The sequence below is a fragment of the Paroceanicella profunda genome, from assembly GCF_005887635.2.
Lineage (GTDB): Bacteria > Pseudomonadota > Alphaproteobacteria > Rhodobacterales > Rhodobacteraceae > Paroceanicella > Paroceanicella profunda.
Genome location: NZ_CP040819.1, coordinates 1 through 25,154, shown reverse-complemented (window position 1 = coordinate 25,154; position 25,154 = coordinate 1). Strand labels below are relative to the sequence as shown.

The following is a 25,154-nucleotide window of genomic DNA, read 5'->3' as shown; positions in this document are numbered from 1 at the left end:
CTCAGTTCTCCTGTGCGCTGGGGGCGACACTGTCGAGCACCACCCGCTCGCGGTAGGTGACCGGGGTGCCCGCGGTCTCCGGCGTCGCGGCGGAGAGCAGGAGCATGCTGCCGGGCACCTCGTCGGAGACGATGAAGCGCAGTTCCAGGTCGGCGAAATCGCCCATGCGCGCGCGGTTCGGGTCATCGGCGAAGGGCGAGAAGGTGAGTTCGTTCGCGGCCACCGGCCGGCCGTCGAACTCCGTCTCCATCGGCGTCGCGGTGCCGCCGCGGAACAGCACGTCCTTGAACCGGTTGCGGATGTAGAACGGGCTGCCGCCGGTAACCGCGGCCATCGCGCGGACCGAGGATTCCAGGAAGGTCATCAGCACCGGGTTGCCGCCGTTGCCGGGGAACGGGTTGAAGCTGCGCGACTGGCTGCCCTCGGTGAGGGTGATCAGCGCCTCGCGGCCCGTGGTGCCGGCCGCGCCCGACGGGGTTTCGCGCAGCGCCAGTTCGATGCTGCCGGTGTCGAAGGGGTGGAGGCGGTCCTGCGGGCCGCTGCCTTCGCGGGTGAAGCCGTAGGTGAGGGTGACCCCGGGCGCCATCGGGTCCAGCGCGTCGGAATCGAACAGCAGGTCCCCGGCATCGCCGCCGAAGGCCGGTGTGCCGAGCGCGAGGGCCGCGACGAGGGCGAGGATGGCAGGTCTGGTCATTCCGAAGTCTCCATGAGCACGAACCCCCTTCCCCTTACCGTTCGCAGGTCGAGGCCGAAATCCGACATTGGTGCCAGCTTGCGCCGCAGGTAGCCGATGTAGACATCGACCACATTCTCCGAGCTTCCCCCGGTATCGGCCCAGAGCGTGTCGAAGATCTCCCCGCGGGAGAGGATGCGGCCGCGCTGGTCCATCAGCAGCGAGAGCAGCAGGCCCTCGCGGTCGGTGAGCTGCACGGTGCGGGTGGGGCCGCTGGCCAGGCGGCGCTCGGGGTCGTAGCGGAGCGCGGGGCCGCGCGGCTCGCCTCCGGCGCGGCGGCGGGCCTGAACGCGGATGCGCGCGGCGAGGTCCGCGAGGTCGAAGGGCTTGGCCACGTAATCGTCCGCGCCCGCCTCCAGGCCCTCGGCCCGGTCGTCCACGCCCGAAAGGGCGGAGAGCATCACGATGGGGGCGGTCATCCCGGCGCGGCGCAGGGCGCGGACCAGGTCGCGCCCGTCCTCGTCGCCCAGCATCACGTCGATCACCGCGGCGGAGAAGCCGCGGGCCCGGCCGAGGCGCAGCGCCGCGGCGGCGTCATGGGCCACCACCACCTCGAAGCCGGCCCGGCCCAGGCCGCGCTGCAGGGCGGAGGCGATGTCCTCGTCATCCTCGGCCACCAGGATCGGCAGGTCGCTCATGGCCCGGCCTCCCCGGCCGGTGCACCGCGTTCTGCCGCCCCGGGCCCGGCCCCCTCGCGCTCCGCCGCCTCCGTCTCCCGTCCGGCGGTCTCCCCGGCGCGGGGCAGGGCGAGGGTGACCCGGGTGCCGCGGCCGTCGCGGACCGGGCTGTCGAGGCGGATCTCCCCGCGGTGCTGCTCCATCACCCAGCGCGCCAGCGCCAGCCCGACGCCGAATCCGGTGCCGGCCCGCGCATCCGCGCCGCGGGCGTGACGCTCGAAGATGCGCTGCTGATCGGCCATCGGCACGCCTTCCCCCCTGTCGGTTATCGTTGCGACCATCCTATCGTCTCGCGGGGCCGCGGCAACGGTGATCGTGCTGCCCCGGGGCGCGTGGCGCACCGCGTTGTCCAGCACGCCGGCCACCACCTGGCGCAGCCAGTCGCGGTCTCCCTCCACCCGCAGGGTCGCGGCGATGTCCGCGTCGATGGTGACGCCGCCGCGCCGCGCAACGGGGCGGGCGTCCTCCATGGCGTCGGCGAGGGCGGCGCCGAGGTCGAAGGGCACGTGTTCGAGGTCGATGCGCCCGCTCTCCGAGCGCGCGATGCGCAGCAGATCGTCGATGCGCCGGGCCAGCCGCCGGGCGCGCTGGCCGATGAGGCGGAACCCGGCACGGGCCTCCTCCTCCGGCAGCGGCCCCTCGGCGGCACCGATGTCCGCCTCGGCGAGGATCACTGAGAGCGGGGTGCGCAGCTCATGCCCCACGTCGGCGAAGAACCGGCGCCGCTCCACGTCCACCCGCTCCAGCCGGGCATTGGCGGCGCTGAGCTCGGCGGTGCGGGCGGAGACGAGGGATTCCAGCCGGGCGGTGTCGCGGTCCACCGCGGCGCGGCTGCGGCGCACCCGGGCCGCGGCGCGGTTGATCTGGGCGAGCACATGGCCCAGCTCGTCGCGCCGGTCCGGCGGCAGCACCCGCGCGTCGGACCGCCCGATGGCCGCCGCCGCCCCCGCCACCCGCTCCAGCCGCAGCGACAGGGGCCGCACCAGCAGGATGTAGAACCCCGCCAGCGCCGCGGCGGCAACCACCGCCGCGGCCAGTGCCAGCCGGCGCAGGCGGGCGCCGAGCGCGCCGATCTCCCGGCCCACGTCGTCGCGCGCGCGGCGGTCCTCCTCGATGGCCTGGTTGAGCAGGGGGGAGAAGCGGGTGGCGAAGCCGTCGAGCTGGCTGCGCAGGGCGTCGCTGTCCCCGGTGTCGGCCACGTCGCGGGTGAGGGCCGCGAAGGTGGCGCGCATCCGCGCGAGGCCGATGCTGCGCGAGGCCCGGCGCATCTGCTCGATCTCGGTGCGGCCCGCGGCCACGTCCGCGTCCAGCCCGGCGGCCACCCGGGCGAAGGCCGCGTCCACGATGGCGCTGCGCGTGGCGAGCCGGGTGCGGCGCTCCTCCTCCGGGGTGTCCACCGTGAGCCCCTCCACCGCGACCACGGCGAATTCCCCCACCCGGGCGGAGAGCGTGGCCAGCGCGTCGAGCCGCGCCTCGGCGGCCTTGTCCTCGGCGATGAGCGCCCCGATGCGCCCCACGCCCCAGGTGGCCAGCCCCGCCCCCGCGAGGGCGGCGAGCGCGATGAGCCCCGCTGCGGCCACGAGCCGCATCCTGAGCGACAGCCGCCATCTGCGATGCATCGGCCGGTTTCCTCCCCTTTTTCCGACCAGAGAGCACGAAATCGGCGCCCGGGGAAGGGGGCGGCGGCATCGGGCCTCTTGGCATCGGCGCGCTTTGCCGCGATGGTGCGCGCCCGAACGGACGGAGACCGAATGCATGCAAAGACACCGCACCAGGCCGCAGCCTGCTCCCGCTGACATCCGCCTCGTGGCGATGACGGAGGCGCGGCTGGCCGGCGCCGTGGCCCTGTCGCGCGCCGTGGGCTGGGCGCACCGCGCGGAGGACTGGGCGATGGTCGCCGGGTTGTCCGAAGGGCTCGCGGCGCTGGAGGGGGAGCGGGTTGTCGGCTCCATCCTGCGCACGCCCTTCGCGCCGGGCCACGCCCGCATCAGCATGGTGATCGTGGACCCGGAGCGCCAGGGGCGCGGTATCGGGCGGCGGCTGCTGGCCGGGGCGATGGCCGGGGGCGCCTGCTCCTACGGGCTGGTGGCCACCGAGGAGGGCGCGCCGCTTTACCTCTCCGCCGGGTTCGAGCCGCTGGACGGCGTGCGCCAGCATCAGGGGGCGGCGCCGCGCGGCCTGCCGCCCGAGGGGCCGCGGCGCGTGGGCGCCGGGGCGCTGCCCGGGCTCTGCGCGCTGGACCGCGCCGCGACGGGGCTGGAGCGGGAGGGGCTGCTCGCCGCCCTGCTGCGCCATGGCGAGATCCTCGTGGAGGGGCCGGAGGCGGCGCCGGTCGCCTATGCCGCGCGCAGGGTGTTCGGCCGGGGCACGCTGGTCGGCCCCGTGATCGCGCCGGACCGCGAGACCGCGCTGCGGCTGGCCACGCATGCGCTGCGCGCCGACGGCCCCGGCGGCTTCGTGCGCATCGACTGCACCGCGGCGGGCGGGCTCTCCCCCGCGCTCACCGCCCTGGGCCTGCCGGGCAAGGACGGCGGCCGGCAGATGCTCGCCGGCCCCCCGGCGCTCCGCCCGGTGCGGCCCGCGCCCGGAACCGGCCCCCAGGTCTACGCCCTGTCGAGCCAGGCGCTCGGCTGAGGCCGCGAGGCTTGCCGCGGCGCGCCCGGCGTGGCAGGCAGGACGCCCCGGCCGCAGCCCGGGCGCAGCAGGAGAGGCACAGATGAAGAGCTACCAGATTTCGGTCATTCCCGGCGACGGCATCGGCAACGAGGTCATGCCCGAGGGCATCCGCGTGCTGGAGGCCGCCGCGAAGCGCTTCGGCTTCGAGGTCCGCCAGACCTGGCACGACTTCGCCTGCTGCGACTATTACGTGAAGCACGGCGAGATGATGCCGCAGGACTGGAAGGTCCGGCTGGACGGCTCGGACGCCATCTTCTTCGGCGCCGTGGGCTGGCCGGACACGGTGCCCGACCATGTCTCGCTCTGGGGCTCGCTGCTGCAGTTCCGCCGGGAATACGACCAGTACATCAACCTGCGCCCGGTGCGGCTGATGGAGGGCGTGCCCTCGCCGCTGGCGGGCCGCAAGGCCGGCGACATCGACTTCTGGGTGGTGCGCGAGAACACCGAGGGCGAATACACCTCGCTCGGCGGGCGCATGTACCCCGGCACCGAGCGAGAGATTGTCATCCAGGAAACGGTGATGAGCCGCCACGGCATCGACCGGGTGCTGAAATACGCCTTCGAGCTGGCTCAGTCGCGGCCGCGCAGGCGCCTCACCTCGGCAACGAAGTCCAACGGCATCTCCATCTCCATGCCCTATTGGGACGAGCGGGTGGTGGAAATGGCGAAGGCCTATCCCGGCGTGGCCTGGGACAAGTACCACATCGACATCCTCACCGCGAATTTCGTGCTCCACCCGGACCGGTTCGACGTGGTGGTGGCCTCCAACCTCTTCGGCGACATCCTCTCCGATCTCGGGCCGGCCTGCACCGGCACCATCGGCATCGCGCCCTCGGGCAACATCAACCCGGAGGGGCGCTTCCCCTCGCTGTTCGAGCCGGTGCACGGCTCGGCGCCGGATATCGCGGGCCAGGGCATCGCGAACCCGATCGGGCAGATCTGGTCCGCCGCGATGATGCTCGATCACCTGGGCGAGCCGGAGGCTGCGGCGGCGATCATGGAGGCCGTGGCCGAGGCGCTGAAGACACCGGCGCTGCGCACGCGCGATCTCGGCGGCGCGGCCTCCACCGAGGCCTGCGGCACCGCCATCGCGGCCATGCTGGCCTGAGGAGGCGCGGCGCCTCCCGCGGCGCCGCCCCTGTTCGCGTCGGGCGCCCCGCACGTGGCCGGGCGCCCGCATGCGTCACCGGAGTTCGTGGTGCACCTGCCCGTAGGCGAGCAGCGAGAACAGCGCCGTGCCGCCGATGATGTTGCCCAGCAGTGCGGGCAGGATGAACAGGACCACGCTGGAGACCACCGAGGCCCCGTCATGCAGCACCAGCACGCTGGCCTCCACCGAGCCCGCCACCACATGGGCGAACTCGCCCAGCCCGATCAGGTAGGTGATCAGCACGATCACCAGCATGCGCGAATTCTCCGCGCTCGGCAGGATCCACACCACCGAGGCGATGAGCCAGCCCGCCGCGATGCCGCGGATCACCAGTGCGCCCGGCCCCGGGGCCACCGCCTCCCGCGAGATCTCGACCAGCGCCTCCATCACCTCGCCGCTCAGCAGCCCGGACCAGACCAGGAAGGCCGAGAACACCACCGCGCCCACCATGTTCGCCGCGAACACGATGCCCCAGAGCCGCAGCATCTTGCCGAAGGCCTTGCGCGTGGGCGAGGAACAGATCGGCAGCACCGCCGCGATGGTGTTCTCGGTGAACAGTTGCTGGCGCGCCAGGATCACGATGAGAAAGCCCACGGCATAGCCGAAATTCTCGATGAGCGGCCGCCAGGCCGCGTCCGGAAGATGGCTGCGCAGCAGCGCCTCGCTGAGCGGCGAGAAGCCGATGCTCAGCCCCGCGGCCACGCCCGACCACCACAGCGAGGCCATCGGGCGGTCCAGCTCGTCCTCCCCGTCCCGGCGCAGGATCTCGTAGACGATCGGCGCGCGGAGGCGGGCGCGGTCGCGCACCTCCTCCTCCTCGCGCCCGTCGCGCACGAGGGCTTCGCCGGAGCCCGCACCGGGGCGGCCGGTGGGGTCCGAGGTGAGGTCGGGGGGGCTGCCGGCCTTCGGGCCGGCGGCTGTGGCGGGGGAGGGTGCAGTCTTTGGGGGGGATGTGTCGGACATGCGGTCAGGAACGCGCGAGCGGGCAAAAGGTTGCATCGCGCGGCGCGATTTCGAAGCGGTGGCGGCCCGGCGCGGGGTCCTGCCGGGTGCGATCGTGATCGGCGCACGGCTTGCCGGCGCGCGTGCGTGCCACATCTGGTGGGACAGCCCGTCCCGCCGGCGGGGCGGGCCGCCCCGGGGCATCCCGGAGCACGGGCAGCTTTGCGCCCGACCCGATCCGCACCCGAAAGGACCAAGCCATGAACCGCAGATGTCTCGCCCTGATCGCCTCCGGCGCCCTCGCCGGTCTCGCAGCCGTGCCGGCCGCCGCAGCGGACGCGACGGCGAAATTCGTGACCGCCGATGGCAGCGATGCCGGCTCTGCCGAGCTCACCGCCACCGGGTCCGGCGTGCTGATCTCCGCGGAGGTGACCGGGCTTCCCGCCGACAGCTGGGTGGCCTTCCACATCCACGAGACCGGCACCTGCGACCCCGCGACCGGCTTCAAGTCCGCCGGCGGGCACTTCAACCCGCTGGGCGCGCAGCACGGCCTGCTGGCGGAAGGCGGCCCGCACGCCGGCGACATGCCCAACCAGTACGTCGGCGCCGACGGCGTGCTGCACGCGCAGGTGCTGGACCCGTTCGTGACCCTGGTGGACGGCGACACCGACGTGCGCGGCCTTGCCATCGTCATCCATGACGGCACGGACGATTACGTCTCCCAGCCCTCGGGCGACGCGGGCAACCGCATCGCCTGCGCCGTCATCGAGTGACCGCCCGGCGCCCCGCGGCGCCGCCGGCCTGAGCGCTCCCCGCCCTCCTGCCGTCACGTCAGCGGCGGGGGGGCTGGCCCCGTTGCACCGCGTGATGTTCATCGCAGTTGCGAGATGATAAGCATTCATCCGACAGTCGTGGTCATGAAGCGGGCGTGCGGACAGTGAAACTCAACATACCGCACAGGATAGGCGGCCTTCTGCCCATCCTGTTTCACCCTCTCACCATGGCGATCAAGGGCGGCTTGATCGCTTTGTTCGCAACTGTGACGATCGCCTGGACGATCAGTCTGGATTCATGGTCGGACGAGACCCGCCGCCTCTCCTCCCTCGGGGCGTTCTATGACGCGTTCGGCGATGGCGTGCCGCCGGGGAAGGGCGCGGGCGAGCGCCGCTCGGTGCTGCTGTCCCCCGACCTGTCGCTCACCCTCGACACGCTGGTCTTCGCGCCGGATGCCGCGGCCTGCCGGGCCCGGCTGGAGGAGTTCCGCGTGGACGGGCAGCGGCTGGACGCGGACGCCGACGGCGCCGAGGCCATCGCCACGCTGTGCGGCGCCCGGCGCTATGCGCTGCTGCGCCGGGGCGAGGCGGGGCCGCTCATCTCGCTGATGCCGCTGGTCTCGGCGGACGGAGCGCTCACCGGGGCACAGGTGAACGTGATTTCCGCCGCCCCGCGGCCCACGCTGCCGGGGGTGCTCTCCGAGCGGCGGGTGCTGGTGCCGGCGCTGGTGGCCGCGGCGCTCGCGATGGTGCTGGGCGGGCTGCTGGGCCGGAGCATGAGGGGGCACGTGACGCGGCTGAGCCAGCGCGCGAGCGTGGATGGGCTCACCGGCGCGCTGCGCCGGGAAGCCTTCTTCCTGGTCTCCGAGCGGGCGATGCGGCGCTGCCGGCGCAAGGGCGGGCATGTCGCGCTGCTGGCCATCGACCTCGACCGGCTGAAGACCATCAACGACACCCGGGGCCATGCGGGGGGCGATGCGGCCCTCTCCATCGCCGCCTCCGCCCTGCGCACGGCCCTGCGGGAGGGAGACCTGCTGGGCCGGCTCGGCGGTGACGAGTTCGCCGTGCTGCTGCCAGGGGTGACGCCGGCGGCGGCGGAGGCGATCGCGGAGCGCGCGCGCCTTGCGGTGGAGGAAGCCAACGGCGTGGCCGATTTCGGCGGCGTGCGCCTGTCGGTGAGCGTGGGCCTGGTCCACCATGACGGCGTGGAGGCCCTGCGCGAGATGGTCGACCGCGCCGACGCCCGCCTCTACGAGGCCAAGCGCCTGCGCAACACCGTGGCGAGCTGAGCCGGCCCGGCGCCTCCGCGCCGTCGGGCAACGCCCTTGGCCCGCGCTCCCGCCCGGCCTCGCTGCGGCCCCGCCGGACATCTCGCGGCGTCCCCGGCGGCTGCCTCAGTTGCGGCTGAGGGCGGCCACCGGGTCGAGCTGCGAGGCGTTGCGGGCCGGCAGGTAGCCGAAGGCCACCCCGATGAGGCTGGAGGACAGGAAGGCCATCGCGATGGTCGACCCGGAGTAGATCAGCGAGAAGCCGGTGCCCGCCATGTCGAACAGCACCCCGAAGCCGAGCGCCAGCCCGATGCCCAGCCCGCCGCCGATCAGGCAAACCAGCACCGCCTCGATGAGGAACTGCTGCAGAATGTCGCCCTGCCGCGCGCCGACCGCCATGCGCACCCCGATCTCGCCCACGCGCTCGGACACCGACACCAGCATGATGTTCATCACCCCGATGCCGCCCACCAGCAGCGAGATGAGCGCGATGGCCGCGATGAGCAGCGTCAGCGTCTCGGTGGTGGAGGTGATGGTGGCGCGGATGTCGTCGGTGTTGAGGATGAAGAAATCCTTCGTGCCGTGCCGCTGGGTGAGCAGGCGGGTGACGGATTGCGCCGCGAGATCCGGCGCCGTGTCATCCGCCACGCGCAGGGTGATGCTGCGCAGGGTGGAGTCGCCGGTGAACCGGGCCTGCACCGTGGTGTAGGGCAGGTAGACGGCGAGGTTGTTCGACCCGCCGAACCCGCCCTGGCTGGCCTCGACCACCCCGATCACCCGCACCGGTGCCGTGCCGAGCAGGATCACCTTGCCGATGGCACTCTCGCCAGGGGCGGTGAACAGCGTGTCGCGGGTGTTGGTGTCGATCACCGCGTCCTGGGCGCGGGCGGTCACGCTCTCCGTGTCGAACAGCCGGCCCTCCAGCAGCCCCAGCCCCTTCGCCTCGAAATACTGCGCCCCCACGCCGTTGAGGAGCGCACTCGCCTCCGTGGCGCCGTAGCGCGCGGTGCTGGAGGTGGAGACGGTGGGGGTGACGGCGGCGGCATAGGGCTGGGCGGCGAGCGCGGTGGCATCGCCCACCACCAGCGTGGTGATGCGGCCGGAGCGCAGGTCGCCGAAATCCTTGCCGGGGAAGATCTCCAGCGTGTTGGTGCCCAGGCTGGAGATGTTCGCCAGCACCTTCTGCCGCGAACCCTCGCCAAGCGCCACCACGCAGACCACCGAGGCGATGCCGATGATGATGCCCAGCATGGTGAGGAAGGTGCGCAGCCGGTGCGCCTGCATCGCCAGCAGCGCCATGCGGAAGGCCTCGCGGAACCGGTCGGCCGCCGCCGCGGCGCGGTTTCGCGCCGCCGTGCCCGCGGGCGGGGCGGACGCCGGGCCGGGCGCGGCCGCGCCGGGCAGGGGCTTCTCCACCTGGCGGTCGGAGAGGATCTCGCCGTCGCGGATCTCGATGATGCGCTGCGCGCGGTTTGCCACCGCCATGTCATGGGTGACGATGATCACCGTGCGCCCCTCGCGGTTCAGCTCCTCGAGGATGCGCAGCACCTCCTCTCCGCTTTGGGTGTCGAGCGCGCCGGTGGGCTCGTCCGCCAGGATCACCTTCGCGTCGTTCATCAGGGCGCGGGCGATGGAGACGCGCTGCTGCTGCCCGCCCGAGAGCTGTCCCGGGCGGTGGCCGGCCCTGTCCGCCATGCCCAGCCGCGCCAGCAGGGCGGCGGCGCGGGCCTCGCGCTCCTCCGCCGGGCGGCCGGCGTAGATGGCCGGGATCTCCACGTTCCCCTGCGCCGTGAGCTCGGAGAGCAGGTGGTAGCGCTGGAAGATGAAGCCGAAATGCTCGCGCCGCAGGGCGGCCAGCGCGTCGGTCTCCAGCGTGCCCATCTCCTGCCCGGAAATGCGGTAGCTGCCGGAGCTGGGCCGGTCCAGGCAGCCGAGGATGTTCATCAGCGTGGATTTGCCGGAGCCGGAGGCCCCCACGATGGCCACCATCTCGCCGGCGCGGATTTCCAGGTCGACGTCCTTCAGCACGGTGAGGGTGCCCTCGCCGGCGGGGAAGCTGCGCCGCAGCGCTTCGAGCACGATGAGCGGTTCGGACATGGTTCAGAGCCCCATCGGCGGGCCGCGGCGCCCTTGCGTGATGGCGCTGGCGCTGGTGAGCTCGGAGGTGACCACGCGCTCTCCCTCCCGCAGCCCGGAGGTGATCTCGGCGCGGATCTTGTTGTTGAGCCCCACCTCCACGCTCCGGCTCTCGATGCCGCCGCCGGGGCCGAGCACGCGCACGGAATAGCCGCCGGCCGCCGAGCCGCTCAGCGCCGAAGACGGCACCAGCAGCGCGTCATCGGCCGCGCCGAGCACGATGTGCACCTCCGCGGTCATGTAGGTGCGCAGCCGACCCTCCGGGTTCGGCACGTCGAAGATGCCGTTGTAGTAGATCGCCGAGGAACTGCTGCTCGCGCTGCCGGAGCTTGCGCTGGTGGAGGAGCTGATGGCGCTGTCGGAGGTGATGGACTCCGGCGCAGGCTCGATGGAGGCGAGCGTGGCGTCATAGCGCGTGCCCGGGTCGCCCAGCACGGTGAAGTAGACGGGCTGGCCGGGGTGCACGTTGACGATGTCGGCCTCCGAGATTTCCGCGCGCACCGTCATCGTGTCGAGCTGGCCGAGGATGACGATGGTCGGGGTGGATTGCGCGGCGTTCACCGTCTGGCCCTGCTGGCTGACGATGGCGAGCACGGTGCCGTCCATCGGCGCGGTGATGCGGGTGTAGTCGAGGTTGGCCTGGGCGGTGGAGACGGCGACCTCCGCCTCCTCGATCTGCGCCTCCAGCGCGGCGATCTGTGCTCCGGCGGTGCTCACGTCGGCCTCCGCGCTGTCGAGGTCGGCCTGCGAGCCGGTGCGGGCCTTCACCATCTTCTGCTGCCGGGCGAGGGTGCTCCGCGCCAGCTTCAGCGTGGCCTGCGCCTCCGCCTTCTGGGCCCGGACATTGGCAAGCTGGGCCTGCGCCGTGCGCAGGGCGTTCTCCTGTGTCACCGAATCGATCTCGGCCACCAGGTCGCCCTCCTTCACCTCCTGGCCGAGGCGCACGTCCAGCGCGGTGATCTGGCCGGACACCTGCGCGCCCACCGCCACCAGCTTCACCGGCTTGAGGATGCCGGTGGCCAGCACCGTCTGCTCCAGGTCGCCGCGGGTGACAGGCGCGCTCATCACCGTGGGGCTCGCCTCGGTGAAGACCTGCGCCTTCACGTACCAGCCGATGCCGCCCAGCAGGGCGGCCAGCAGCAGGAGCGGCACCAGCCGGCGCCGGCGGCGGGGGGTCGGGCGTGCATTCATGAGGAAGACCTCCTGCGCGCCCCCCGGTGAGGGGCGCGGTTTCAACGCTGGTATCCGGCGGTTCCGCCCCCGGCCGGCCCGGGGGTGGCCCGGCAGGGGCGCCGGATGGGTGTGTTCGTACGTGTCCTGCTACGCGGCGGCAGGGGCATTCCGTCGCTCCGGCGCCCCGGGACGGCTGCGCGCGGAAAAAGGAAACGCTCCGGTACCGGATATTGTGCGCCCATGGGCCAAGTCAATGCGAGAGCGCGTGAAGGGCAGCGGCCCGGCCCGCCGCGCTCCCGCGATGGCCCTCGGTGGCAGCCTCGCCTGCGCCTGCGCGGGGAGCAGGGATCGCGCAGGAACAGGCGCGGAGGCCGGCGCAGTGGCAGGGGCAGGTGCAGGTGCAGCCGCTGGGGGTGGCGCAGCGGCAGAGGCCGGGCGGTGGCAGGAGGGGCAGGCGTAGCGGCAGAAGCGCAGAAAAGGCGGGCGGGGAGGCAGGAAGGATAGGCACAGGCGCAGAGCCAGGAAGCGCGGGCGCAGGGGCAGGAAGGGCAGGCGCAGGAAAGGCCGGCACAGGGACGGGGCTGGGCGCCGGCAGCGCGTCCCGGCCCGCAGGGAGGAGGCGTGTCCCGGGGGCGATGTCCCGCGTCGCGGGGCACGGCGTGCGCGTGGAGGCTGTCGGATGCGGCGGGGCGCGGCGCAGGGGGCGGCGCACGGGCGGCAAGGCGTCGCGCGCCCCTTGCAGGCGGGTCCGGCCGGGTTAGCTGTCTCGCAACCCGTCATCATGAGGAGACTTCCGTGGACCATCCCACCGGCGCAGGACAGGGCGCGGCCGCTGCCGGAGAGGCCGCCGGCTTTCCCCCCGGCGGGGTTTCCGAGCGGCTGTCGCGGCTGGGCGAGGCGGCCGGCGCCGATGGCTCCGTGCGCGTGGGCACCGTGGTCGACGGGATGGGCCCCGCCGGGGTGGGGCTGTTGCTGGCGCTGCTCGGCATCCCGGCCATGCTGCCCTCGCCGGGCCTGCCGGTGGGCATGCTGTTCGGCGCCGCGATCAGCCTCGCGGCGCTGCAACTGCTGTTCGGGGCGCAGCGGCTCACCCTGCCGGCCTGGCTGCGCCGCCGCACGCTGCCGCAGGTGATGGTGACGGCGATGTCCGGCCGGGCGGCGCGCGCGCTGGCCTGGGTGGAACGCCGGATGCGGCCGCGGCTGGGCCGGCTCACCGGGCGCGTGGCGCGGCGGCTGCTCTCGCTGGTGCTGCTGGCGCTGGGGGTGATGATCCTGCTGCCGATCCCGTTCGGTAACCAGCCCCCCGCGCTGGCGGTGATCGTCTTCGGCCTCGCCTTCGCCTTCCGTGACGGTGCGGCGGTGGTCGTGGCGCTGGCGCTCAGCCTGGCGGCGGCGGTGTGGACCGCGCTGGTGGTGGTGTTCGGCGTGCAGGTGCTGGCCTGGCTCTGGGGCGCACTGGGGCTGGCCTGAGCCTGTTCGCGCAACGGCGCGGCGCCCTCCTGCGGGTGCAGAGGCATGGCCGCGAGACAGGATGTCGGGCTGAGGGGGGCCGCACCGCCGCGGAGCACAGGTTCCGGGGGCGCCGGAGCAGGGCGGCACGGGCCGGGGCAGGTCGGGATGGAGGCGGGGGCCGCGCGGCAGGGATCTCCGGATCCGGTCGCGCAACGGACGCTCGCCGCACCGCGCGCGCTGGTCTCCGACCGGGCTGCGCGGTGTCGTGCCGGACACCCGGCGGGGGGCAGGGCGGCGCCGGGTGTCCGGCGCCGCGCCCGGGGTCAGTCGGAGGTGGAGCTCTCCGCGTCGCGGCGCATGGTCATCCGCCGGCGCAGCAGCCCGCCGAAGACGATGGGCAACACGAAGCCCACCACCGCGATGGTCCACAGCACGATGGAGAGCGGCGAGGCGACCAGCACGCTCCAGTCCCCGTCGGAGATGGTCATCGCGCGGCGCAGGTTCGCCTCCATGTCATTGCCGAGCAGGATGCCCAGGATGATCGGCACCAGCGGCACGTCGAACTTGCGCAGCACCCAGCCCAGCACGCCGAAGATCACCATCACCAGCAGGTCGAAGCTGGAGCCGGAGATGCCGTAGATGCCCACGAAGGACACCATGGCCACGATCGGCATCAGGATGCGCGGCGGGATCAGCAGCACCCGCACGAACATGCCCACCATCGGGATGTTCAGCGCCAGCAGCATGAAGTTGGCGATGAACAGCGCCGCGATCAGGCCCCAGACCACGTCCGGGTTCTGGCTGAACAGGAGCGGCCCGGGGGTGATGTTGAGCGCCAGAAGCATGGCGAGCAGCACCGCCGTGGTGCCCGAGCCCGGCACGCCGAGCGCCAGCATCGGCACCAGCGCGCCGCCGGCGGCGGCGTTGTTGCCGGCTTCGGGGGCCGCCACGCCGCGCGGGTCGCCCGTGCCGAAGGTGCCCTTGCGGTCCACCATCTTCTTCTCCAGCGAGTAGGAGATGAACGAGCCGAGCGAGGCGCCCGCCCCCGGCAGCACGCCGGCCACGAAGCCGATCACCGAGGCGCGCAGCATGGTGGGCGTGCACTGCGCCAGCATCGACAGCGAGGGCGTGATGCGGCCGATGCCGATGCCCTTCGCCTTCTTCGAGCCCTCGTCCTCACCGCGATGTTCGAGGAAGATGAATACTTCGGAGAGGGCGAACAGCCCGACGATGGCGACGAGGAAGTCGATCCCGTCATAGAGATGGACCTCGCCGAAGGAGAAGCGCGGCACGCCGGTCTGCCCGTCGACGCCCACCATGGCGATGCCGAGGCCGAGGGCCGCCGCGAAGGCCGCCTTGGCCTGGTTCTTGGAGGAGATGCCGCCCAGCGTGGCGAAGGCGAGGGTGAAGAGCGCGAAATACTCCGCCGGCCCGAACAGGAGTGCCAGTTTCACCAGCTGCGGGGCGAGGAACACCAGCCCCCAGGTGGCGAAGAACGCACCCACGAAGGAGGCGATGCCCGAGAGGGCCAGCGCCTCGCCCGCCCGTCCGGCCTGGGCCATGGGGTAGCCGTCCAGCGTGGTCATCAGCGCCGGTTCGTCCCCGGGGATGTTGAGCAGGATGGAGGAGATGCGCCCGCCGTACATCGCCCCGTAATAGACCGAGGTGAGCAGGATCAGCGCCGGCGTGGCCGGCAGGCCCAGCGTGAAGGCCAGCGGGATGAGGATGGCGACGCCGTTCGAGGGCCCGAGGCCCGGCAGCGCGCCCATGATGGTGCCGAGGAAGCAGCCCACCAGCGCCAGAAACATGTTCTGCCAGGTGAGGGCGACGAGAAAGCCGTCGCCGAGGGAGGCAAGGGTGTCCATGACGGTCTCTCCTCAGAAGCCGAGCGGGCCGCGGGCCAGCGACAGCCCGAGGATGAGATGGAAGATCACGTAGATGCCCACCGAGGTGCTCACCCCCACGACCAGCGACCAGAGCGGCGCGGTGCCCAGCCGCCAGGTGAGGAAGGCGGAGGCCAGCGCGGTGGCGATGAGAAAGCCCAGTTCCGGCAGCAGCACGGCATAGGCGACCATCACCGCCACGGACATGGCGATCTCGAACAGCCGCGCCAGGCTGGGCCACTGCGGCCCCACGTCGGGCTTGAGCAGGATGACGAGGCTGGAGAGGCCCAGCAGCACGCCGATGATGATGGGGAAGGTCCGCGGTCCCACCGGATCGGAGATGAAGCTCAGTTCGATGAGCCGGGCCTGCCAGACGAAGAAGACGGCGAGCGCGAGGCCGATGCCGCCGAAGATGCGTTCACTCATGATGGGTCTCCCGTGGATCTGTCCGCGAAGCGGCGGCGGGCGCCCCGCCTGCTCCCGCCGCTTCGGCAGGGGAGGGGCGCGCCCGCCGCCGGCCGATCACTTGATCAGGCCGATTTCGCGGGAGATGTCGGAGATCGAGGACACGGACTCGGCCACGAACTCCTCGAACGCCTTGCCGCGCAGGTCGAGCGGGGCGAGGCCGCTGTTGGCCATGGTCTGCTTCCACTCCTCGGAATCGTAGACCTTGCCGATCGCGTCGACCCAGTAGTCGTAGGCCTCGTCGGACATGCCGCCCGGGGCGTAGAAGCCGCGCCAGTTGGCGCCGACAACGTCGATCCCCTGCTCCTTCGCCGTCGGGAAGGAGGCGAAGTCGCCCTCCAGCCGCTCCGGCGCCAGCACCGCGATCACCTTGATGTCACCGGAATCCACGAAGCCCTTGGCCTCCGAGGCGTCGCCGGTGAAGGCCTGCACGGAGCCGGCCAGAAGCTGGGTCACCGCCTCGCCGCCGCCGTTGAAGGCCACGTACTTGATGGAGCGGACATCCTGGATGCCGGCGGCGCGCGCGGCCATCAGCACCTTCAGGTGGTCCCAGCCGCCCACGGCGGAGCCGCCGGACACGGCCACCGAGCGCGGGTCGGCCTTGATCATGTCCATCAGCTCGGGAAGCGTGGTGATCTTGCTGTCCTTGGCCACGGCGATGATGCCGTAATCCGCGCCCACGGAGGCGAGCCAGCGGACCTGGTCCATGGTGTTGCCCGGGTAGGCGCCCTGGGCGAGGCGGGTGGAGGTGGCCGAGGAGGCGGCGACGATCAGGTCGGAATCATCGTTGCGCTTGGTCACCACCGCGGAATAGGCCACGCCGCCGCCGCCGCCGGAAATGTTGGTCACCTGAACCGTGCCGGGCACGAGGCCGAGGTCCTGCATGGCCTTGCCGACCTGGCGGCAGGTGAAGTCCCAGCCGCCGCCCGGGTTCGCGGGGGCGATGCACTCGGCATTGGACGGCTCGAAGGCGAGGGAAGGGGCCGTGGCGGAACACAGCACGGCGAACGCGGCAAGGCTGCGGCGCAGGAAAGGCGAAGTAAACATCGGGATCCTCCGTTTGTTTTCTCGTTTGCAGGCGTAGGCGCAGGCGCAGGCCGAAGCGCGGTCTGCGCTTCGCGGGGGGCGGCTTCGGGCGCGGTGCGGGGAAGTCCCCCCGGCCGCCCGGGCCGCGGGCCCCGCGACATCACAGCGCGGAGCCGGGACCAGAGCGGGTATCGCGCAAAGCTTTCGCCAACCTTTCAGAACGGAATGTGTTCAGCTTCACCTGCCGTCAGCTCTGGTCTATGGTCACCGCCCGCCAGGCCGCCCATGAGGCGCGGAGGAGCCAGATGCGCGTATTGCTTCTCGAGGATACAAGGGACGTCGCCGAGGCCATCGTTGCCAGCCTCGCGCGGCGCGGTGCCGCCGTGGACCATGCCGGCACCCTCGCGCAGGCCCGCGACGCGCTGGCCGTGCAGGATTACGATGTCGCGATCCTGGACATAAACCTCCCCGACGGCTCCGGCACCGAGCTGCTGCGCGACATGCGCGGCCGGCGCGACGCGACACCGGTGCTCATGCTCACCGCCCGCTTCGAGGTGGAGGACCGCATCGCCGCCCTCGACATCGGCGCGGACGACTACCTCGTGAAGCCGTTCGACCTGCGCGAGCTGGAGGCGCGGGTGCGCGCGCTGGCCCGCCGCGCCACCCCGGACCGCGGCGGCGAGATCACCTTCGGCGACCTCGCCTTCGACCCCGCGGGCCGCACCCTCACCGCGGCCGGCCGGCCCGTGGCGCTCACCCGCCGCGAGCTGAGCCTGTTCGAGGTGCTGATCGCGAACCGCGGCCGGGTGATGTCGAAGGAGCGCATCTTCGAGCGCATGTTCCCCTTCGACGAGGAGGAGGTGGGCCTCACCGCCATCGAGATCTACGTCGCCCGGGTGCGGCGCAAGATCGAGGGCAGCCGGGTGTCGATCCGCACCCTGCGCGGGCTGGGATACCAGCTTGTCGCGGATGCGTGAGGCCGCCCCCCTGACGCTGCGCCCCCGGGTGTCCTCCATCGGCACCCGGCTCGCGCTGGCGATCGCGCTCATCCTGTCGGGCGGCGGGGTGATGGTCACCTTCGCCGCGCTGGCCTACGGGCGGGATGCGGCGCACGAGGCCTTCGACCGGCTGCTGGTCGGGGCGGCGAACCAGATCGCCGCGGCGATCCGCATCCAGGACGGCACGGTGATCGTGGACATCCCCGTCCCGGCCTTCGAGCTGATGGCGCTGGCGCCGGAGGACCGGGTGGCCTGGCGGGTGGTGGGCCCGGACGGCGCCACCCTCACCGGCTACGACGAGGTTGCCCGCCCGCCGCGGGCGGAGGCCGACACGGTGTTCTACAACGGCGAGTTCCGCGGCGAGCGCGCGCGCTACGTCTCCGTGCGCCGCCGCTTCGCCGAGCGCGCCTTCTCCGGCACCATCGACGTGATCATCGGCCACACGATGCGCGCGCGCGACGCGCTGGCCTGGGACATCACCAGCAAGGCGCTGCTGGTGCTGGGGGTGGCCGGGGTGCTGATGGTCGGCCTCGCCATCTTCGCCATCCGCTCCGCCCTGCGCCCGCTGCGCCGCATCGAGGACGCCCTGTCGCGGCGCGACCCGCGCGACCTCACCCCGCTGAAGGTGGACCTGCCGCGCGAGACCGCGATCATCGTCACCGCCATCAACCGCTTCATGGCCCGGCTGGACGACCAGGTGCGGGGCATGCGCAGCCTCATCGCGGATGCCTCCCACCAGGTGCGCACCCCGGTCGCGGCGCTGCGCGCGCTGGCCGAGCTTGCCGCCGAGGAGGAGGACCCGGAGAAGATGCGCGCCGTCGTCGCGCGCATCCGCGACCGGGCGGTGGGCCTCTCGCGCCTCACCAACCAGCTCCTGAACCACGCGCTGATCATCCACCGCGCGGAGGCGGAACCCACCGGTCTCACGGACCTGCGCACGGTGGCGATCCGCACCGCGGAGGAGAGCGACCACGACCTGTTCTCCAGCGGCGCGGACCTCGCGCTCGATCTGCCGGAGGACCCGGTCTGGGTGCAGGGCGACGCGCTCTCGCTCACCGAGGCCTGCAAGAACCTGGTGAACAACGCCTTCCGCCACGGCATCCTGCCGGTGACCCTGCGTGTGAGCGCGGCGGCGCCCGGCACCGCGACCATCGGGGTGCGAGATCGTGGCGCCGGCCCGCCCGAGGACCATTGGCGCGATGCCGGCGCCCGCTTCTCGCGCGCCGCCGGTGTCACGCCGGACGGCGCCGGCCTGGGCCTTGCCATCGTGCATGCCGTGGCGCGGGCGCATTCCGGCCGGCTGGCCTTCGCCCGGGGCGCCGAAGGCGGTTTCGAAGCCGCGCTCGTGCTGCCCGCCGTGCCCGGCCCGCCGGAGGCCGGAGCATGACCGCGCGCCGTCCGGACGGCGTGTCCGGAACGGGCGGCGCCCGTGGCCCCCGCGGCACGCGACGGGAGCGCGCGCGCGGCCCCTGGCCTCCTTCGAAGGGAAACAGGATGACTTTCGGCCGGACACTCCGCGCCTGCTCGCTCGGCCTCGCCGCCCTGCTCTGGGCCCTGCCGCGCCCGGGTCCCGCGCAGGAGACGGCTTTGCCGGCCCGGGGCGTCGCGGCCCCCGTCACTCCCGCCGCAGGGCAGGGCGCCTCGCCCCCCACCGGCGCGCGTGAGGCCGCCGCGCCGCGCGCCGCGCAAGGCCCGGCGGCGCTGCGGGACGCCGGGGAGGAAGGCTCGCCAAGCGGCACGCAAGGCCCGGCAACGCCGCAGGGCGCGCGGGAGGAGGGCTCGCCGAACCGCACGCAGGGTTTGGCGGCGCCGCGAAGCGCGGGTGAGGCCGCCGCCCCGCGCGGCACGCAAGCCCCGGTGGCGCCGCGAGACGCAGGGGAGGAAGGCTCGCCAAGCGGCAAGCAGGGTCCGGCAGCGCCGCAGGATGCACGGGAGGGGGGCACCGCCCCGTCCCCTGATGGCCCGCACGCCGGAGGGGCGCGGGACGCCGCCGTGCCGGAGGCGGCGCGCGGGCCGATCGGGCGGGGCGCGCCGACGCCCTCGGTGCCCGAGGCGGTGGCCGAGTTCGGCGTGGCGCCGCCGGAGGGCTGGCTGGTGGTGCGCGGGGCGGCGGACATCGGCGCCTTCGCGCCGTTGCTGCGCGCCTTCCTCGCCACCCGCGCCGACCTGGGCGTGCGCTATGAGCAATGGGGCTCGAACCCGCTGGGGGCGGAGACGGCGGCGGGCTGCGCCGGCCGGGCGCCGGTGGCGGATCTCGTCATCAGCTCGGCGGTGGACCAGCAGGTGAAGCTGGTGAACGACGGCTGCGCGCAACCGCATCTCTCCGAGGCCACCACCGCCCTGCCGCTGGCGGAGAATTGGCGCAACGAGCTCTTCGGTGTCACGCGTGAGCCGGCGGTGATCATCTACAACCGCCGGCTGGTCTCCCCCGAGGAGGCGCCGCGCTCGCGATTCGACCTCATCGACCTCCTGCGCCCGGCGAACACCCGCTTCGCCGGGCGGGTGGGCACCTATGACATCGAGGCCTCCGGGCTGGGCTATCTCTTCGCCTTCGCCGATGCGCAGCAGGCCACCACCTTCGGCAGCCTGCTGGAGGCCTTCGGGCGCACCGGGGCCATCGCCACCTGCTGCTCGCTGGAGATCGCCGACGCGGTGGCCTCCGGGCGGCTGCTGATCGGCTACAACATCCTCGGCTCCTACGCGCTGGCCCGCGCGGAGGAGAACCCGGACCTCGCGGTGGTCGCCCCGCAGGACTATACGCTGGTGCTGTCGCGCGCCGCCTTCATCCCGCGGCAGGCCCCGCATGGCCGCGCGGCGGCGGCCCTGCTGGACTTCATGCTGTCGGACGCGGGGCGCGCCGCGCTCATCCGCTCCCGGCTGATCGTGCGCTTCGGAGACCCGGAGGAGGCGGATCTGGACATGCCGGACGGCGCCGCCTCCATCCTGCGGCTGATCCCGCTCTCCGCCGCCCTGCTCGCCGCCACCGACCGGCAGAAGAAGGCCCTGTTCACCGAACGCTGGCGCGCCAACCTGCGCACGGAATGATCCTCCCGGCAGACGGCAGACGGCAGACGGCAGACGGCAGACGGCAGACGGCAGACGGCAGACGGCAGACGGCAGACGGCAGACGGCAGACGGCAGACGGCAGACGGCAGACGGCAGACGGCAGACGGAAGGCGACCCCTATCGGGCGAGTGCCGCCTGCGGCAGGTGGCCAGTGGCTGCCCCCGGCTGAGCGCCACAGATGGCAGGCCCCCGGGCTCAGCTCTCCTCGGTCGCGGCGAGGCTTTCCTGCCACCGCGCGAGGCTCATCGAGGGCAGGTCGAACCGGTCACGCAGGGTGGAATAGCCCTGTCCGCCCAGGCGGCCCACCGCGTCCAGCCCGGCCGGGTCCACGTGCAGGCGCTCGTTCACCAGGTCCGCGCGGATGTGCATCGCCAGCACCTCGCCCAGCACGATCTCGCGTGAGCGGCCGATGGACAGCGTGGTGTAGTTGCGGCACTCCAGCGCCACCGGCGCCTCGGCGATGTAGGGGCAGCCCACGCGCGCGCCCGGAACGGCGGTGAGCCCGGCCGCGGCCAGTTCGTCCACCTCCGGCGGGAAGGGCACCGCGGTGACGTTCATCGCCTCCACCAGCGCGTGGTCCACTATGTTCACGGTGAATTCCTGGGTGAGGCGGATGTTGTTGCTTGTGTCCTTGCGGCGCATGTCGGCGTGGTTCTCCACCCCGAGCGCCAGCAGTGCCGGGTCATGCGACAGCACGTTGAAGAAACTGTAGGGCGCGGCGTTCACCCGGCCCTCCGGGTCCACCGTGGTCACCCAGGCGATGGGGCGCGGCACGACCGAGCCGATGAGCAGCTTGTAGCGCTCGAGCGGGCTCAGCGTGTCGAAGTCGAAGCGGCGGCGCGGGGCGTCTGCACTCATGGCGGGTCCTTCTGTCTGTCCCGACGCGGCGACCTGCCGCGGGACTGCGGAAGACCGGCCGCGCCCGGAGCGGCGCTAGGGGCGCGCCGGAGGGCGTTTCTGTCCACCCGCTTGTGCTGTGTATGCAAAACGATGTCAAGATCGTATCCAATCCAGACCCGAAAGTGTCGCGGCTCCGAAGCGGGCCCGTCACGCGGCCGGCGCGTGCAGCGGTGCAGCCTGCACCACGGACGGAGGCTGACGAGAGGCCGGAGCAGGTCTCCCTGGCCATGCCCGGGCGGGCCGCCTGCCCGGTTGCGTCCGGAAGGTCCCGTCGATCCGACAGCGCCAGCGGGGCACTCCGCCCGGGCGAGCGTACCCGGCCGGTGCGCGGGGCGGGCCGAAGCCGTCCGTGTTCCGCCTTCGGCTGTCATGCCTGGCGCACAGCCCTCCGCCCGGGCGCGGGCTCCCGAACGCGCGAACCCGGCCCGGGCGGGCCGAAGCCGTCCGTGCCCCGCCTTCGGCTGTCATGCCTGGCGCACGGCCCTCCGCCCGGGCGCGCGGGCTCCCGAGCGCGCGAACCCGGCGGGGGGCCGAATCCGTCCGTGGCCTTGCCTTGGCCGTCATTCCCGGCGCACGGCCCGCCGGCGCAGGCGCACCCGGCCGGCGCGCCGATGGCTCAGCCCTCGGAGAGGGCGTCCCAGGCGGCCACGGCGGCACGGGCGCGCACGCCCACCTCCTCGGCGGTGAAGCCCGGCTTGTAGAGGCTGGAGCCGAGGCCGAAGGCGCCGGTTCCGGCCGCCACATAGGCCGCGAAATCGGTCTCCGACACGCCGCCCACCGCGCCCACCACCGCATCGGCCGGCAGCACCGCGCGCAGCGCCCGGATGCCCGAGGGCCCCAGCACGCTGGCGGGGAAGAACTTCAGCGCCGAGGCCCCGGCCTTCAGTGCCGTGAAGGCCTCGGTGATGGTGAACACCCCGGGCATGGTGACCATGCCCAGCGTGGTGGCGCGGCGGATCACCGCCGGCTCCACGTTCGGGCTCACCACCAGGGTGCCGCCGGCGCCGTGCAGCCGGTCCACCTGCGCCGGCTCCAGCACCGTGCCCGCGCCGACGAGGCAAGTGTCGGGCGCGAGACGCCGGGCCAGCTCGATGGAGCGGAACGGGTCCGGCGAATTCAGCGGCACTTCCAGCGCCTCGAACCCGGCCTCGATCAGCGCGGCGGCGATGCCCTCGATCTCCTGCGGGCCGACGCCGCGCAGGATGGCGACAAGCGGGCGCCGGGGCGCGGGCCAGGGGGTGCTCTGGGTCATGCTTCAGTCTCTCCGGTTCCGGGTGGGCCACAGGCGCGTGGCGGCGGCAAAGAGCCCCGCCCGCGCGGCCCCGTCTGCATCTATGCGCCGGGTGGTGCAGCCGGCAAGGGCAAGTGCCGTGCCATAACGCTCCGCGATCGCGCCGGAGGCGATCAGCGTCACCTCCTCCGGCAGGCCGGCCAGTGCCCGGGCGGCGGCGATCTCCGCGCCGATCAGCAGGCCGGAAAGCGTGCCACCGCCCGTGCCCGGCGCGGCGAAGCCCAGCAGGCCGCCGGCGCGGATGCGGAAGAACTCCGACACCAGGGCCTCCGGGCGGGCCAGCGCCCGCCGGACCGCCGCCGCGAAGGCCGCCGCGGCCGCCTCGCCCTCGGGCTCCGCGAGCGAATGCGAGAGGATGGTGTGATGCCCCAGGGCGGCGAACATCTCGCCGGTCATCACGGTGGAGAAACCGTCGATCCGGGTGCCCGACAGCCGTACCCACTTGGAATGCGTGCCGGGCATGCAGGCGAGCCCGGCGCCGTCCTGCCCGGCGAAGGCGCCCAGAAGCTGGGTCTCCTCACCGCGCATCACGTCCGGCGCGGCCGGGTCGCGCTGCGCGACGCCGGGCAGGATGCGCACCTCGCGCGCCGCGTGCTCCGGGCGCACGCAGTGGTCCGCCACCCTGTCCAGCGCGGCCGGCGTGTCGACATAGGGTGCCTCGATCCAGCCCTGCCGTGCCCCGGCCATGCCGCAGACCACCACCGGCAGGTCCGCGGGCGCGGAGAGCGCCGCGAGGTGGCTCTCCAGCACCGTGCCGAAGCCGCCGCCGGTGAGCCCGGACATGCCCTGGTCGCTGCGGCGCTCGGCCAGCGGCGCGCCGGACGCGTCCAGCAGCCAGAGCCGGAAGCTCGAGGTGCCCCAGTCCACCGCGGCGCAGAACGCCCCGCTCATGCCGTCTCGCCCCGTGCCGCTTGCGTCAGCCCGCTGCCTGCCCTCACCATGGTCGCTGTCCCTTCGCCCGGAGGAATCGCCCGTCGGGGAGTTCCACTATCCGGAATTGACTTCTGTTATCCGGAACGATAGAAAGCCCGTGTGGTGCCTGTCAAGCGACCGGGCGCGTGTCGGGGCCCTGGCCCGGGGGCGCGCGATGTCCGCGCAGCCTGGCTCCGCCCGGGAGGCGCGGTCTGCGAGGACGCGTTTCGGCGGGGCGCACGGGCAGGTGGTGGGGGCTGCTGGACCGGGCGGTCCGCAAACGGGGGTGGGGCGACGATGGGACGACGCATACCGGGCGAATTCGGCTCGGAGAGGCAGACCGGAACCCTCGGCAAGGCCGTCGACGTGCTCGAGATCATTGCCTCGGCCGAAGGGCCGATGCGCTTCACCGACATTCTGAACGTCTCCGGCCAGCCGCGCGGCACCCTGCACCGGCAGCTGACCAATCTCGCCGCCGAGGGGCTGGTGACCATCGACCGCGGGCACTCCTACTCCCTGGGGCTGCGGCTGCTGAAATTCGCCTCGCGCGCCTGGGCGGAGAACGCCTTCCGCGCCGTGGCCGAGCCCTACCTGCGCCGCCTTCACGACGCCACCGGCGAGACCGTGCATCTCGCGGTGCTCAGCGGCGATTCGATGGTCTATCTCGACAAGGTCGAGAGCCGGAAGGCGGTGCGGATGCATTCCCAGATCGGCAACACCGCCCCCCTGCATTGCACCGGCGTGGGCAAGGCCGCGCTCTCCACCCTCGACGCGGAGGAGGTCGCGGCCGTGGTCGCGCGCCTCGACTTCGAGCGCTTCACCGGCAACACCCACACCGGGCCCGGCCCGCTGCTGGAGGAACTGGCCCGCGTGCGGGCGGAGGGCGTGGCCTTCGACCGCGAGGAACATGGCCCCGGCATCCGCTGCGTGGCCGCGCCCATCCCCTCCTCGGGGCGCAGCCGGGCGGCGGGCCTCTCCGTCACCGGGCCGATCTTCCGCGCCGACGAGGGCCGCATGCAGCTCTGGGCCCGCCTGGTGCGCGAGGCCGCCACCGAGGTGACCGAGGAACTGCGCGCCCGCCTCGGCCCCCGCGCCTGAACGATCCGGCTCCGCGGCGCCGCCCCGGCGCCTCCCGCATCCGCGCGATCCGGTGTCCCGGCCCGGCCGCCGGGCGCTCCTGCTCCCGGCATCCTGCGCCCGCGCAGCGCGCCCTCTGTATCGAGCGCCCCGCCGCAGCAGAGCCCGCCACTGCCTCCGCCCCCACCGGCGACGCACCAGCGCGCCCCGCCGCCGGGCGGTGCATCGCCCTGTCCCCGGCGCCCCTCCCGCAGTGCGACGGCGATGCACGCGGGGCCCGATGCGCCCGCCGTCCGGCGCACCACGCCCCGCGGTCCGTCGGCGCGGCCTGACGTCCCGCTGCCGCGCGTATCCCCTCCCGCACTGTTGCTGGGTGCAGGCTGGAAGACCGATGCGCTCCGCTCTCCGTCGGGCGGGGACCTGCCTGCGCGGCCGGGGCTTTCTCACCGCGCGCGGCCGTGCCATCAAGGGGGCGGGCAGCAGGGGGAGCCGCATGGAATTCGATCTCGTCATCGCCGGGGCGCGTCGGGCCGGGGCGCCTCTGGACATCGGGGTG

21 protein-coding genes are annotated in these 25,154 nt (G+C 73.2%); 9 read left to right on the top strand and 12 right to left on the bottom strand.

All coding sequences use genetic code 11. From position 1 onward, the window contains the following. Position 1: 1 nt before the first annotated feature. Genes FDP22_RS18125 through FDP22_RS18115 form a run of 3 tightly spaced genes read right to left on the bottom strand, consistent with a single transcriptional unit; the run spans position 2 to position 3,029 of the window. Positions 2 to 694 (bottom strand): hypothetical protein, encoded by a 693-nt coding sequence (locus tag FDP22_RS18125; RefSeq protein WP_138573971.1) that lies wholly within the window; start codon positions 692 to 694, stop codon positions 2 to 4. After that, positions 691 to 1,371 carry a response regulator transcription factor gene (locus tag FDP22_RS18120; RefSeq protein ID WP_170317790.1) on the bottom strand — a complete coding sequence of 227 codons (681 nt, stop codon included), beginning with the start codon at positions 1,369 to 1,371 and terminating at the stop codon, positions 691 to 693. Before FDP22_RS18120 ends, FDP22_RS18125 begins: the two co-directional genes overlap by 4 nt. Further along, positions 1,368 to 3,029, bottom strand: coding sequence for a sensor histidine kinase (locus tag FDP22_RS18115; RefSeq protein ID WP_170317789.1), 1,662 nt, complete (start codon positions 3,027 to 3,029; stop codon positions 1,368 to 1,370). Before FDP22_RS18115 ends, FDP22_RS18120 begins: the two co-directional genes overlap by 4 nt. Before the next feature lie 136 nt (positions 3,030 to 3,165). On the opposite strand from FDP22_RS18115, the gene FDP22_RS24615 reads away from it, so the two are divergent. Together FDP22_RS24615 and FDP22_RS18105 are read left to right on the top strand one after the other, a co-directional pair. After that, on the top strand, positions 3,166 to 4,044 hold the full coding sequence (locus FDP22_RS24615) for a GNAT family N-acetyltransferase (RefSeq protein WP_170317788.1): 879 nt from the start codon (positions 3,166 to 3,168) through the stop codon (positions 4,042 to 4,044). Positions 4,045 to 4,126: 82 nt separating this feature from the next. Then, positions 4,127 to 5,194, top strand: a complete 1,068-nt coding sequence (locus FDP22_RS18105) for a tartrate dehydrogenase (RefSeq protein WP_138573974.1) — start codon at positions 4,127 to 4,129, stop codon at positions 5,192 to 5,194. 75 nt (positions 5,195 to 5,269) lie between these two features. On the opposite strand, the gene FDP22_RS18100 is transcribed toward FDP22_RS18105, so the two are convergent. Further along, positions 5,270 to 6,199, bottom strand: a complete 930-nt coding sequence (locus FDP22_RS18100) for a formate/nitrite transporter family protein (protein ID WP_170317787.1) — start codon at positions 6,197 to 6,199, stop codon at positions 5,270 to 5,272. 239 nt (positions 6,200 to 6,438) lie between these two features. On the opposite strand from FDP22_RS18100, the gene FDP22_RS18095 reads away from it, so the two are divergent. Both FDP22_RS18095 and FDP22_RS18090 read left to right on the top strand, forming a co-directional pair. Then, positions 6,439 to 6,951, top strand: coding sequence for a superoxide dismutase family protein (locus tag FDP22_RS18095; RefSeq protein WP_138573978.1), 513 nt, complete (start codon positions 6,439 to 6,441; stop codon positions 6,949 to 6,951). Positions 6,952 to 7,196: 245 nt separating this feature from the next. Continuing rightward, positions 7,197 to 8,240, top strand: a complete 1,044-nt coding sequence (locus tag FDP22_RS18090; protein WP_170317786.1) for a GGDEF domain-containing protein — start codon at positions 7,197 to 7,199, stop codon at positions 8,238 to 8,240. A 105-nt stretch (positions 8,241 to 8,345) separates the two neighbouring features. Here the strand turns inward: FDP22_RS18090 and FDP22_RS18085 are convergent, their stop codons facing one another. Beyond that, positions 8,346 to 10,316, bottom strand: coding sequence for a MacB family efflux pump subunit (locus FDP22_RS18085; protein ID WP_138573982.1), 1,971 nt, complete (start codon positions 10,314 to 10,316; stop codon positions 8,346 to 8,348). 3 nt (positions 10,317 to 10,319) lie between these two features. Continuing rightward, the gene (locus tag FDP22_RS18080) at positions 10,320 to 11,546 is read right to left on the bottom strand and encodes an efflux RND transporter periplasmic adaptor subunit (RefSeq protein WP_138573984.1); all 1,227 of its coding nucleotides are present in this window, start codon (positions 11,544 to 11,546) and stop codon (positions 10,320 to 10,322) included. 777 nt (positions 11,547 to 12,323) lie between these two features. On the opposite strand from FDP22_RS18080, the gene FDP22_RS18070 reads away from it, so the two are divergent. After that, positions 12,324 to 12,998, top strand: a complete 675-nt coding sequence (locus FDP22_RS18070) for an exopolysaccharide biosynthesis protein (protein WP_170317785.1) — start codon at positions 12,324 to 12,326, stop codon at positions 12,996 to 12,998. A gap of 305 nt (positions 12,999 to 13,303) precedes the next feature. Here the strand turns inward: FDP22_RS18070 and FDP22_RS18065 are convergent, their stop codons facing one another. The 3 genes from FDP22_RS18065 to FDP22_RS18055 all read right to left on the bottom strand — a co-directional run bounded on the left by FDP22_RS18065 (position 13,304) and on the right by FDP22_RS18055 (position 16,375). Further along, positions 13,304 to 14,845, bottom strand: a complete 1,542-nt coding sequence (locus tag FDP22_RS18065) for a tripartite tricarboxylate transporter permease (protein WP_138573988.1) — start codon at positions 14,843 to 14,845, stop codon at positions 13,304 to 13,306. A gap of 12 nt (positions 14,846 to 14,857) precedes the next feature. Further along, positions 14,858 to 15,289: a tripartite tricarboxylate transporter TctB family protein gene (locus FDP22_RS18060; protein ID WP_138573990.1), complete on the bottom strand. Its 432-nt coding sequence runs from the start codon at positions 15,287 to 15,289 to the stop codon at positions 14,858 to 14,860. A gap of 96 nt (positions 15,290 to 15,385) precedes the next feature. Beyond that, on the bottom strand, positions 15,386 to 16,375 hold the full coding sequence (locus FDP22_RS18055; protein ID WP_170317784.1) for a Bug family tripartite tricarboxylate transporter substrate binding protein: 990 nt from the start codon (positions 16,373 to 16,375) through the stop codon (positions 15,386 to 15,388). 284 nt (positions 16,376 to 16,659) lie between these two features. Here FDP22_RS18055 and FDP22_RS18050 point away from each other — a divergent pair, with 284 nt between their 5' ends. From FDP22_RS18050 to FDP22_RS18040, 3 genes are all read left to right on the top strand, one after another. Further along, a complete protein-coding gene (locus FDP22_RS18050; RefSeq protein ID WP_138573992.1) occupies positions 16,660 to 17,331 on the top strand; it encodes a response regulator transcription factor in 672 nt (223 codons plus the stop codon). Continuing rightward, positions 17,324 to 18,739: a sensor histidine kinase gene (locus FDP22_RS18045; RefSeq protein WP_239031999.1), complete on the top strand. Its 1,416-nt coding sequence runs from the start codon at positions 17,324 to 17,326 to the stop codon at positions 18,737 to 18,739. Before FDP22_RS18050 ends, FDP22_RS18045 begins: the two co-directional genes overlap by 8 nt. Positions 18,740 to 19,344: 605 nt before the next feature. Beyond that, entirely contained in the window at positions 19,345 to 20,397 is a 1,053-nt protein-coding gene (locus tag FDP22_RS18040; protein ID WP_239031977.1) for an ABC transporter substrate-binding protein, read from the top strand. A 216-nt stretch (positions 20,398 to 20,613) separates the two neighbouring features. Here FDP22_RS18040 and FDP22_RS18030 read toward each other — a convergent pair whose 3' ends face one another. From FDP22_RS18030 to FDP22_RS18020, 3 genes are all read right to left on the bottom strand, one after another. Next, positions 20,614 to 21,276: a flavin reductase family protein gene (locus tag FDP22_RS18030; protein ID WP_138573996.1), complete on the bottom strand. Its 663-nt coding sequence runs from the start codon at positions 21,274 to 21,276 to the stop codon at positions 20,614 to 20,616. Positions 21,277 to 21,934: 658 nt separating this feature from the next. After that, the gene (locus FDP22_RS18025; RefSeq protein WP_138573998.1) at positions 21,935 to 22,570 is read right to left on the bottom strand and encodes a 2-dehydro-3-deoxy-6-phosphogalactonate aldolase; all 636 of its coding nucleotides are present in this window, start codon (positions 22,568 to 22,570) and stop codon (positions 21,935 to 21,937) included. A gap of 3 nt (positions 22,571 to 22,573) precedes the next feature. Continuing rightward, positions 22,574 to 23,500, bottom strand: coding sequence for a 2-dehydro-3-deoxygalactonokinase (locus FDP22_RS18020; RefSeq protein WP_138574000.1), 927 nt, complete (start codon positions 23,498 to 23,500; stop codon positions 22,574 to 22,576). Positions 23,501 to 23,818: 318 nt separating this feature from the next. Between FDP22_RS18020 and FDP22_RS18015 the strand changes: the two genes are divergently transcribed. Beyond that, positions 23,819 to 24,619, top strand: a complete 801-nt coding sequence (locus FDP22_RS18015; protein ID WP_138574002.1) for an IclR family transcriptional regulator — start codon at positions 23,819 to 23,821, stop codon at positions 24,617 to 24,619. Positions 24,620 to 25,154 lie beyond the last annotated feature (535 nt).